The following is an 11210-nucleotide window of genomic DNA, read 5'->3' on the forward strand; positions in this document are numbered from 1 at the left end:
CCCGCCGGCCCCGGCCCCGCCTCCCCCGGAGGAAGCCGTGAAACGCGTGGACATCGCCTGGCCCGCCCTCGACGCGAAGGTCACCGCGATCCTCACCGAAGACCTCAACCCCGAACTCGCCCGCGTCTGGTGGGACATGCTCCCCTACCGCAGCGTCCAGAGCCACGCCGTCGTGGCCGACGGCCACTTCTACCACCTCGCCCCGGGCTCCGAACCCGTCCACGCCCCGCACCGGACCGCCGAGGACCGCAGCCTCGCCCCCGACGGCAGCGTCTACCTCTCCCGGCTCCAACACCTGCTGATCAAGTACGCGCCACTCCTCGAACCCACCGTATGCGCCCGTATCGCCCGCGTCCCCGAAGAAGACCTCGCGACCCTGCGCCAGGTCGCCGAACGGTCCTGGGAATCGGTCTACCGGACCAAGCAGGTCCTCGAAGTGCGCGTCACCCGCCACGGCGGCGACGCCGGCCACTGGCAGCTGCCCCGCCAGCCCGGCGTCGCCGACCCCGACGCCCAAGCCCTCCTCGACGCCCTCCACGCGCACACCGAACGCGCCTGGCTCACCCCGCCCCCCGACCTCCTCGCCCTGCACCGGGGAGACGTCCCGCTCGGCAGCCGCGGCCAGTACTTCTCCACCCTGGTCTACGTCAACGGGGAACTGCGGCTGCTCGGTTCCACCACCCTCAACCCGCTCGTCGCCGCCACCTTCGACCCGGACGTCCCCGTCGGCGCGCTGCGCGCGCTGCTGCCGCGGCTCACCGCCATGCAGACCGACTTCCTCGGCCACTGCGGCTTCCACGACCTCCACGACCTCGTGCACCGCACCCACCGCGTCCTGCCCGCCCTGCGCACCAAGGAGGAGTTCCGATCGGTGACGGCCGCCCTCGCCCTGTACGTCAACTGCCTGCGCCGCTGGGCCCTTCACTACTTCCCCTGGCGGCACGGGGAGGAACACCGCTTCGCCCTCCCCCCGGACTCGGACCGCTGAGACCGTGGACCTCGGACTCGACGGCCGCTGCTACCTGCTCACCGCGGCGAGCAGCGGACTGGGCTTCGCCACCGCGCGGGCTCTGGCGGACGAGGGCGCCAGGGTCGTGCTGTGCGCACGCGACCCCGACCGCCTGCACCGGGCCGTCGACCGGCTCCCCCCGGGGCACGCGGTGGGCGTTGCCGCCGACCTCCTGGCCCCGGCCACGCCGGAGCTGCTCGTCCAGGCTGCCCACCGGGCCTTCGGCCGACTCGACGGAGCCCTGCTCGGAACCGGGAGCAGTAGCCGCGGCACCGTCCTCGACGCCGGCGACCAGGACTGGCGCGCCCACTTCGAACTGCTGTTCCTCGCCGTGCTGCGGTGCGCCAGGGCCGTCGTCCCCGCGCTGCCCGCCGACGGGGCACTCGCCCTTCTCCTGTCCACCTCCGCCAGGTCCCCGCTCCCCGGCTTCGCACTCTCCACCGGGCTGCGCCCGGGGCTGGCGATGGCCGCCCGCAGCCTCGCCGCCGAACTCGGTCCCCGCGGCGTCCGCGTCCTGTCCCTGCTCCCGGGCCGCTTCCCCACCGAAGGGGCGCCTCTCGGACCCGGCGAGAGCTCCTCGGGCACCGCCCTGCGCCGCTACGGCCGGCCCGAGGAGTTCGGCCGCACCGCCGCCTTCTGCCTCTCACCCGCCGCGAGCTATCTCACCGGCACCGAGATCGTCATCGACGGCGGAAAACCCTGACTCCGTCCGCAGGCCCCGGGCCCACCCGCACCACCATCCACTCCGTCCGGTTTCGCTCGTCGTGCTCCACCCACCTCGGAAAGAAGGTCAAGATGACGTTCCCGCCGCGTGCAGCAGTCACCTCATCGCTCGCCGTCGGCCTGGTCGGGGGCCTGTTGGGCCTCTCCACGGCCGCTCATGCCTCACCGGTCGACATCACCTGCGCCGTGGGAAGCCAGACCGCCTCCTACAGCCCGGCGATGACCAACACCACGCAGCCCACGTCGGCGAGCATCACGGAGAACTACAGCTGCACGTCGCTGTCGACCGCAGTGAGCAGCGGAAGCACCAGCGCAGTCTTCGCCGAGGACGCCGGCTGCCTGCTCACCGCCCAGCCCGCGCACACCGCGGTGACCACCTACACGTGGGACACCTCGGCCACCTCGACGATCACCTTCACCGTGAGCAACGTGGTCCGTGCCGTCGACGGGACCACGACCGTCACTTCGCTCGGCAGCGTCACCGCGGGACTCGGCCAGGGGAGCCTCGCCACTCGGGTGATCGTGCTGCCCGCACTCAGCCTGACGGCCTGCGCAGGCGCCGGCGTGTCCTCCCAGACGGGTACGGCGACCCTGTCGATCCTGCCCTGAGCCGACCCGGCGGACCGGCCGCACCGCGTCACCATCCACGGGGGAGGGCGGCGCCCTCGGCGTATCCGGCGCCGGACTGCAGGCCGATCACGGCCCGCTCGTGGAGTTCGGCGAGCGAGGTGGCCCCCGTGTAGGTGCAGCCGCTGCGCAGTCCGGCTGCGATGCGGTCGATGACGTCCTCCAGTCCCGGCTGCTCCGGGTCGATCCCGAGCCTGCTCGTGCTCAGGCCCTCGTCGAAGTAGGAGGCCAGTTCGCGCTCCAGCGGCTCCATGCGCGCGGACCGGTCGGCCACGGCCTTCTTCGACGCGATGCCGAAGGACTCCTTGTACGGCTCCCCCGCCGCACCGCGCAGCAGCGGCGGGGGGCTCTCCAGGGTCCGGGCGAACCACGAGCCCACCATGACGGAGGACGCGCCCGCGGCCAGGGCCAGTACCACGTCACGGGGGTGGCGCACCCCGCCGTCGGACCAGACCGTCCGCCCCAGGGCACGGGCGGCTCGGGCGCACTCCTGGACGGCGGTGAACTGCGGCCGCCCCACGCCGGTCATCATCCGGGTCGTGCACATCGCGCCACCGCCCAGACCCACCTTGACGACGTCGGCACCCGCGCCGATCAGGGCTTCGGTGGCCTCCCCGGTGACGGCGACACCGGCGACGAGGACGCGGTCGCCGATGCGTTCGCGCAGTCGTGCCACCGCCTCGCGGGCGGGCGCCTGGGCGGCGTGGGGCGTGTGCAGCACCACCACGTCGGCGCCGTGGGCCGCGCAGCGCTCCGCCCGCCCCGCCGCGTCACCGGTCATGCCGACCGCCACGGCGGTGAGCAGGCGGCCGGAGTCGTCCAGGGCGGGTGGGAAGACCAGGGACCGCACCGTTCCCCGTGGTGTGGCGATGGTGCCCGGGTGCCCGGGGCGGTGCACGAGGGCGACGTCGGCGCCCCGCTCGGTCAGGAACGCGAAGGCGTCCCGGAGCGGGGTTCCGGGGTCGAGGACGGGGGTGTCGACGGCGAGGTCCCCCAGCCGCTCGTGGCCCTGCGCCGCCCTCAGACGCCCGGCGGGCACCGTCCCCACCGCGTGTGCCGAACCGTCGGTCACCACGGTGAAGCCGTGCCCGTGGGCGTCCGCCAGGTGCCGCACGTCCGCGGCCCGGGTGTCGGCGCACACGGCCGGGGCCGACTGCCAGACCGGGTGCGCGGCCTTGACCGAGTCGATGCACTCCCGCACGTCGCGCTCGGCCAGGTCGTGGGAGAGGACCGCCACCCCGCCGCGCCGAGCCAGCGTCTCGGCCGTGCGCCGGCCGGTCACCGCCAGCATGTCGGCGGCCACGAGCGGCAAGGTGGTGGGCAGCGGGTCGGTGGGGGTGATGTCCACCGACTGTCGGGAGCCCCCCGCGTAGTCCTGCGGCAACAGGAACACATCGGCGAAGGTCAGTTCGTACGGCGGGTTCTCGCCGCTGATGAAGCGCATGCCCTTCTCCCTGCTCGTCGGATCTGCTGTCACGCGGTGCTGTTCCTCGCCGCCGCCCTCCGGTGCCGACGGGCGGCAGGTGGCGGTGGACGTTCAGGAGAGGAGGAGGGTGGCGGGTCCGCTGCGGCTGGTGAGGCCGCCGGGACTGTCGCAGGCGGTGAGGTCGGCGTTGGCGAAGACGACGGTGATGAGCAGGCCGTCGCCGGTGAAGGTGCCGGAGGCGACGGTGCCCGTGACGGTGAGGACCTGGGTGCCGGAGGTCCCGGGGCCGAGGGCGGTGCTGTAGGTGTAGGCGCTGTGGGAGCCGTCGTTCCAGGCGATGGTGGAAGAACCGGAGGACGGCTGCTCCAGGACGGCGCAGGTCAGTTCGGGGGCGGTGCCGCCGCCGCTGATGGTGCCGGCGGTGATGGCGGGGTGGGACGCGGAGAGGCAGGTCAGGCTGATCGTGCCGGCGATGGCCACGCTCCGGGGGTGTTGGTCAGCCCGGGGGTGTAGGTGGTGGTGTCGGTGCCGACGCAGGTGGCGTCCAGCGGGGCGGCGTGGGCGGAGCCGGCGAGGAGGGCGCTGGTCAGCGCCGCCGTCGCGAGGGCCACCGTGGTGCGGCGGCGCAGTGTGTCGGTGTGCACGGGGAGTCCTCCGGGTGTTGGAACCTGGTGGGGCCGCGTCTTCCCGGGGCGTACCGCATCGCCCGGGGTGACGCGGGAACGGTTGTCGGGTGTCGCGTGGACGGCGCACGGGCCGGCGAGGAGCGGCGGACGCGGGGCGGGCCGAGGGAACCGGGTGGAGTGACGGAAGCCGGCGGAGTGGCCGGGGACGAAGACGCTGGCGATACCGCGGCCGGTTGTCAAGGCCGGAACGGGGGCGGCTCATGGCGCACCGCCGTCCCGCCCGCGGCCGCGAGGCTCTCCCGGCCCGCTCCGAAGCCGTGGCCCGCCTCGCGACGAGCAGTCTCCGGAACCTCCGGCTCGGTGGGGGGAGGGCCCGGCCCGCGGCCGGACACGAGCCCCGAAGCCGAGGCGAAACACCTGTTCAGGGCCGGCGACGACCACGGCCCGGCGCAGGACGACTCCGTGCCTCAGCCCTGCCGGACCGGCGGCGGCGCGCGGTCCGGCCGCCCTGCGGCAGAACCACCCGGCGCTTCGAAGTCCCCTCGTCGGCTTCCCGGTTCTCCGGTGGAAGGAATTCTTAACACCGGGCCGATGATTGACGCGCGCTGCCGCGCTCCGGGGCATCGCCGCTCCCCGCACGGGAACGAACTCCGGGCGAGCCCACGTACGGAGGAGAAGGACCGCTGCCATGGCCGGCTGTTTTCACGGTGCGGGCACGCGCACCGAAGTCCCGGGGATCTTCGACGAGTTGACGGAACGCGTCCGCGCACCGGTCGGACCCGCCGACGGCCCCGGTGGCACGCCGCGACCCCGTGCCGGGCGCGGTCGGTCCGCGACCCGGTCAACCGCGTCGCCGCCGAACTGCTCCGGTTCCCCGCGCTGCTGGCGGGCGGGGACCACGACCGACCCGGGAGAGTGGCACGGCAATCCGGTCACGAGTGCGGCGACGAACCGTCCCCACCGGCCGGTGGTGCACACGGCATCCTGCCGCCCGGCTCACGGAAGGAAGCGTGACCCGTCGCCATGAACAGGACCAGAACGACCGAGGCGTTCGATGCGGCCGGGCCGCTGCTGGCCGCCGGACTCGTCCGGCGCGGCGTCCCGGTGCACCTGGCCCCCTGGCCCGGCCCGCTGGTCGGAGCACCGCCGACCGGGGCGTCGACGGGGCCGCGGTTGGTCGCCACCACCTACGTGGACGTCGACGGACAGGTCGTCGGCCTGGCGGTGGTCGCGGACCCGACGCTCCCGGCCCTCCTGGACGAGGCCGTCGCCGAACTGCGCCGCTGGAGCGACGCCTTGCGCACCAGGAGGTTGCTGCTGCCCGTACCCGCCCCCGCCTGCTTCCCGGCACCGCGCGCCGCCGGTCTCCTCGTCCTCGCCCAGACCCGCTTACCACCCCGCTCCGCCTGCCGGGCCGGGCGCGCCGACGCCACCCTGGCCGCTTACCTGGAACGGGGCGACACCGTGCTCGTCGTGGGGAGCGGGCGGGGCGCCTGGGACGACCGCCCGCCCCGGCCGTCACCCCGGCGGGCCGGGGTGGTGCCCGTGGCCTCGGTGCGGCGCGCGACGACCGTCGAGGTGCCGGCCCCGGCGAAACTGGCTTTCCTCCAACGTCCCTGCACGCCGGTCGAGGAGCTCACCGCGATCCTGGACGTCCTGCGGTCGCGGTTCCCGCTGCTGCGCGGGCAGCACCCGGACCAGTGGTGCCACCGTCCCACCGACACCCGCGACGCGGTACGGTCCGCCGCTGCGGCGAGCGATCTCGTGCTGCTCGTCGACGACCGGCACCCCCACGGCCGGCGCCCCCGGCACTGGCTCGCCCACCACCGGCTCGTCCCGGTCGGATCAGCCGCCGACCTCGACCCCGTGGTCCTGGCCCGGGCGGCGACGATCACCTTGACCGGACCGCTCCACCGTCCCGGAACCGCTGCCCTGTCCACCGCCCTCGCCCGCTGCCTGTCGGGGCTCGGCCCGCTCAGCGTCGTCCGGCGCCGGAGCACGAGCGAGACCGTCACGGACGTGTACTCCCCGCCGGAGCGCAGCGCCGTCGCCGCACCGGGCAAGCCTTGACCGCCGAACACCCGCGCCCCGCTTCCCCTGCCGGCACCAGGACGGGATCCTCCACCATGGCGAACCACCCCACGCCCCGCGTCCCCCTGCCCGCCGCGGCGGGCACTCCCACCCGCCGACCCAACGCCCGGCTGCGCGCGCTGCTGCAGGAAGCGCGGTGGAGCGGCGACGCGCTCGCGGCCGCGGTCAACGCGGTCGGCCGGGAGAACGGCCTGGACCTGCGCTACCGCCGCCCGTCGGTGGCGCAGTGGCTCGCCGGGTCGGTCCCCCGCGATCCCGTCCCTCCGCTCGTCGCCGAAGCCTTCAGCCGGCGGCTGCACCGCGGCGTCACCGCCGAGGAACTGGGGTTCGCCCCGCGGCACGGCCTCCCCGGACCACGTCGCGGCCGCCCGTCGGCCGACGCCGGCGCTCCCCGCGCGAACCTCCCCTACCGGCTGTCGGCACTGGCCGGAATACCCGATCGCGTCACCGGCACCGAGTACCTCCGGGTCCGCTCACCCGGGCCCACCCGGCTGGTCGCCCCGCACGTCCAGGCGGCGGGGAAGATGCTCGCCCTGTTATCCCGCGTCGACCACCAGCTGGGCGCCGGCGCGGTACGCGAACAGGCCACCGCCTACTTCGAACTGACCGTACGGCCCTGGCTCGGCCTGCCCGGCACCGACGCCCACCGCCGCGCCCTGCTCCAGCGCGCCGCCGGGCTCGCCTACCTCTGCGGGTTCGCGAACTTCGACGAGTGGCGGCACGGCGAGGCCCAGCACTGGTACCGGCTGAGCGCCGCGCTGGCCGACGAGGCCGCCGACGCCCGCGCCCTGGCCCTGGCCCTGCGCGCGCTGAGCGTGCAGGCCCTCGAACTCGGCCACCCGGGCCCGGCCCTCGACCTCGCGGAAGCCGCCCTCCGTGCGGGGCGCCACCTCCCCGACAGCCGTGCCTTCCTCCTGGGGCAGTACGCCGTCGCACTCGCCGCCCGCGCCCGGCCCGGCGACGCGCTGCGGGCCGTCGAGGGGGCGGAGGACGCCCTGCCCGGCGCCACCGCGTCCGCCGCCACCGGTCGCTACCACGGCGCGACGCTGGCGTACCAGCGCGGAGAGGTCCACCGGCGGCTCGGGGACATCCCGGCGGCGGTCAGCTCCCTGCGCGCCTCCGTCCGCCTGCGCCCCGGCACCGAGCGCCGGTCGCAGGCCCTGGTGCACGCCCGGCTCGCCGAGACGCTCGCCGCCCGGGGCCAGCTGGAGGCGGCCTGTGCGAGTTGGCAGGAGTTCGTCGACCTGCGGGCCCGGGTCGCCTCCGCCCGGGTCGAGCGGGCCGCCGACCGGATGCGCTCCGTGCTGCTCGCCCAGCGCCACCGCGGCGAGGCCGAACGGCTGCTGGCCGCCCTGCGCGTCCCGGAGCGGTGAACGCCGCGAGGACGGCTCCTCGACCTCGCGCTTCCATGGAGCGGGCCGTACCTTCCGGTTCGCCGTCGGAGCGGCGGACCGCCGAGCCGTCACCGGAGCCGATGCCGTTGCAGTGGGTGACGCCGGACGGGGTGCCGGCGGTGCGTCCGGCCCGGGCGGACGCACCGCCGGGGCGGGAGCCACCCGGTCGGTCCAACGGCTCGGTGTGTCGGGTGCGGAGGGTAGCTGCTGTGGGATTGGCTGGTTCCGCACCGGACGCCGTCCCGCTTCGTGCCGCACGGGGCCGGTGCCTCAGTCGGCCGTCCGTACGAGGGCCGATGCGTTCTCCGGCCGGTACGTCCGGCTGTCCCCTGCAGCTGGAACGGGAGTCACGCATGCCCCACCGCACGGCCCGCGACGGTGCCGAGATCCTCTACCAGGGCGGGGGAGCCGCCGCCCGGTCGTCTTCGTCCACGGCCGGCCGCTGAACGGCGACGCCCGGCAGGGCCGGCTGAGGGCCGTCGCCGACGCCGGATTCCGCGGCACCGCCCTGGTGCCCGGCGACAAGGGGACGTTCGACCAGGACCTGGTCGAGTTCCTCACGTCCTGACCCCGACGGCCCCGCCGCCGGGCGCGCCCGCCCCGGCGGGGCCGGTGCTCGGCGGCGGCTTCCCGGCGGGCCACCTCCTCCTCGGCCTTCGCCGACGACACCCGGCGCCTGCTTGCCGACCGTCCGCTCCGTCAGGGTTCCGGCGGTGCGGACGCGGGCTCCACGCCCGGGCGCAGGCCCTGGTCGCTCTTCCGGTGGAGGCCCCGTCGCCCGGAGCCGCGGGCGCTCCCGCGTCCCGTCCGGCACCCGCTCGTCCGGTTCCCCCGCTCCCGTACCCGTACCCGTACCCGGAAGGTGCTTCTCCCGTGCCCGACAACGACGACGTGCAGCAGGTCACCAACGCGTTCCCCGAGAACACGAACCCGGCCGCCGACGGCTGCCCGGTGAAGGACAGCGCCGCGGACCCGATGAAGGGCGACGGCATCCGCCAGTGGTGGCCCGAGCGGCTGAACATCGGCGTGCTGAGCCGCCACGCCGCGACCCACGGCCCCGAGGGCGAGGGCTTCGACTACGCGGCGGCGTTCGGGGCGCTCGACCTGGCGGCGGTCAAACGCGACATCGAGCAGGTCCTGACGACCTCGCAGGACTGGTGGCCCGCCGACTTCGGCCACTACGGCCCGTTCGTGATCCGGATGGCCTGGCACCTGTCGGGCACCTACCGGGTCACCGACGGCCGCGGCGGCAACGGGGCCGGGCTGCAGCGCTTCGCCCCGGTCAACTCCTGGCCGGACAACGTCAACCTGGACAAGGCGCGGCGCCTGCTGTGGCCGGTGAAGCAGAAGTACGGCAAGGCGCTGTCCTGGGCGGACCTGATGGTGCTGTCCGGGAACGTGGCGCTGGAGTCGATGGGTTTCACCACCTTCGGTTTCGGCGGTGGCCGGGAGGAGGTCTGGGGCCCGGACGAGGCGGTGTACTGGGGCCCGGAGACGGTGTGGCTGACCGACGAACGGCACAAGGACGACGGTGAGCTGCTGGCGCCGCTGGCCGCCGACACCATGGGCCTGATCTACGTCAACCCCGAGGGCCCGCGCGGCAACCCGGACCCGATGGCGTCGGCCACCGACATCCGCGAGACCTTCGCCCGGATGGCGATGAACGACGAGGAGACGGTGGCCCTGTGCGCGGGCGGCCACACCTTCGGCAAGACCCACGGCGCCGCCGGCTCCGAGCACCTGGGCCCCGAGCCGGAGGCCGCGCCGCTCGAACAGCAGGGCCTGGGCTGGAAGAGCGACTTCGGCACCGGCCACGGCAACGACACCATCACCTCCGGCCTGGAGGTGATCTGGACCGACACCCCCACCCGCTGGGACAACCGCTACTTCGAGATCCTGCTGGGCTACGAGTGGGAGCTGACCACCAGCCCCGGCGGCGCCCACCAGTGGCGGCCCAAGGCCGGCGCGGGCAAGGACACCGTCCCCGACCCGCACGACCCCGCCGGGCGCCGCACCCCCGCGATGCTCACCACTGACGTCGCGATGCGGGTCGACCCGGACTACGCGCGGATCTGCCGGCGCTTCCTGGAGCACCCCGAGGAGTTCGCCGACGCCTTCGCCCGCGCCTGGTACAAGCTCACCCACCGCGACATGGGCCCGGTCACCCGCTACCTGGGCCCCGAGGTCGCCGCCGAACAGCTGCTCTGGCAGGACCCGCTGCCCGAGCCCACCGAGGCCCCGCTGGACGGCGGCGCCGTCGAGCAGCTCAAGTCCCGCGTCCTGGCCGCCGGGATCCCGCTGGCGGACCTGGTGTGGCTGGCCTGGTCCTCCGCGTCCACCTTCCGGCGCAGTGACAAGCGCGGCGGCGCCAACGGCGCCCGGATCCGGCTGGAGCCGCAGAACGGCTGGGCCGTCAACGAGCCCTACCGGCTCTCCACCCTGCTGGGCCAGCTGGAGGGCATCCGGGAGGCGTTCAACTCCTCCCGGCCCGCCGGCCACGGCGTCTCGCTCGCCGACCTGATCGTGCTGGCCGGTACCGCCGCGGTGGAGAAGGCCGCCGCCGACGCCGGGCACGAGGTGCGGGTGCCGTTCACCCCCGGCCGGGTCGACGCGACGCAGGAGCACACCGACGTCGAGGGCTTCTCCTACCTGGAGCCGCCCGCCGACGGCTTCCGCAACCACCTCGGCAAGGACGACACCCTGCCCGCGGAGTACCGCCTGGTCGACCGGGCCGACCTGCTGGGCCTGAGCCCCCAGGAACTGACCGTCCTGGTCGGCGGCCTGCGCACGCTGGGCGCCACCTACCAGAACGCCCCACTGGGCGTGCTCACCCGCACCCCGGGCGTGCTGACCAACGACTGGTACGTCAACCTGCTCGACCAGGGCACCACCTGGACCCCCTCGGCCCACGACCCGGCCGTCTTCGAGGGCCGCGACGCCACCGGCACGGTCCGCTGGAGCGCCAGCCGCACCGACCTGGTCTTCGGCTCCCACGCCGAACTGCGCGCCCTCGCCGAGGTCTACGCCGGCGCCGACGGGGCCGGGCAGTTCGCCGCCGACTTCGCCGCCGCCTGGGCCAAGGTCATGGACCTCGACCGCTTCGACCTCACGGCCCGCCGCTCCTGACCCGGCCCGGCTCCCCCGGCCGGACGGGCGCGCCGCAGCGCCCGTCCGGCCCCGCCGTCCGGCGCGGCCACCGCCGGTACCCGTCCGTCCGCCCGAAGGAGATTCCCAATGGCATTGTCAAGCCGGGGTGGTGACGCCCAGTGATCGGGTCATGCCGCTGCGGCGGCCGGGCTCGGTGTGACTGCCTG

At 74.9% G+C, this 11210-nt stretch carries 9 protein-coding genes; 6 read left to right on the top strand and 3 right to left on the bottom strand.

The genetic code is table 11. The annotated features are described in order from the left end of the window. Positions 1 to 37 precede the first annotated feature (37 nt). The 3 genes from ABD345_RS32875 to ABD345_RS32885 all read left to right on the top strand — a co-directional run bounded on the left by ABD345_RS32875 (position 38) and on the right by ABD345_RS32885 (position 2341). The gene (locus ABD345_RS32875) at positions 38 to 988 is read left to right on the top strand and encodes a cucumopine synthase-related protein (protein WP_344557544.1); all 951 of its coding nucleotides are present in this window, start codon (positions 38 to 40) and stop codon (positions 986 to 988) included. A gap of 4 nt (positions 989 to 992) precedes the next feature. Continuing rightward, positions 993 to 1712, top strand: a complete 720-nt coding sequence (locus ABD345_RS32880) for an SDR family oxidoreductase (RefSeq protein WP_344557545.1) — start codon at positions 993 to 995, stop codon at positions 1710 to 1712. Positions 1713 to 1804: 92 nt separating this feature from the next. Then, positions 1805 to 2341, top strand: coding sequence for a hypothetical protein (locus tag ABD345_RS32885; RefSeq protein ID WP_344557546.1), 537 nt, complete (start codon positions 1805 to 1807; stop codon positions 2339 to 2341). Positions 2342 to 2369: 28 nt separating this feature from the next. Here the strand turns inward: ABD345_RS32885 and ABD345_RS32890 are convergent, their stop codons facing one another. The 3 genes from ABD345_RS32890 to ABD345_RS32900 all read right to left on the bottom strand — a co-directional run bounded on the left by ABD345_RS32890 (position 2370) and on the right by ABD345_RS32900 (position 4429). Then, complete coding sequence (locus ABD345_RS32890; RefSeq protein WP_344557547.1) at positions 2370 to 3803, bottom strand: IMP dehydrogenase; 1434 nt, start codon at positions 3801 to 3803, stop codon at positions 2370 to 2372. Positions 3804 to 3896: 93 nt separating this feature from the next. After that, a complete protein-coding gene (locus ABD345_RS32895) occupies positions 3897 to 4265 on the bottom strand; it encodes a hypothetical protein (RefSeq protein WP_344557548.1) in 369 nt (122 codons plus the stop codon). Next, positions 4238 to 4429 carry a hypothetical protein gene (locus ABD345_RS32900; RefSeq protein WP_344557549.1) on the bottom strand — a complete coding sequence of 64 codons (192 nt, stop codon included), beginning with the start codon at positions 4427 to 4429 and terminating at the stop codon, positions 4238 to 4240. Before ABD345_RS32900 ends, ABD345_RS32895 begins: the two co-directional genes overlap by 28 nt. A gap of 1005 nt (positions 4430 to 5434) precedes the next feature. Between ABD345_RS32900 and ABD345_RS32905 the strand changes: the two genes are divergently transcribed. From ABD345_RS32905 to katG, 3 genes are all read left to right on the top strand, one after another. Further along, positions 5435 to 6481 (top strand): hypothetical protein, encoded by a 1047-nt coding sequence (locus ABD345_RS32905; protein ID WP_344557551.1) that lies wholly within the window; start codon positions 5435 to 5437, stop codon positions 6479 to 6481. Positions 6482 to 6537: 56 nt separating this feature from the next. Further along, positions 6538 to 7875 (top strand): NsdA family TPR-like regulatory protein, encoded by a 1338-nt coding sequence (locus tag ABD345_RS32910; RefSeq protein ID WP_344557553.1) that lies wholly within the window; start codon positions 6538 to 6540, stop codon positions 7873 to 7875. Positions 7876 to 8787: 912 nt separating this feature from the next. Continuing rightward, entirely contained in the window at positions 8788 to 11022 is a 2235-nt protein-coding gene (gene katG / locus ABD345_RS32915) for a catalase/peroxidase HPI (protein WP_380276559.1), read from the top strand. Positions 11023 to 11210 lie beyond the last annotated feature (188 nt).

Origin of the sequence: Kitasatospora saccharophila (assembly GCF_039529925.1) — a bacterium.
Taxonomy (GTDB): Bacteria; Actinomycetota; Actinomycetes; order Streptomycetales; family Streptomycetaceae; genus Kitasatospora; species Kitasatospora saccharophila.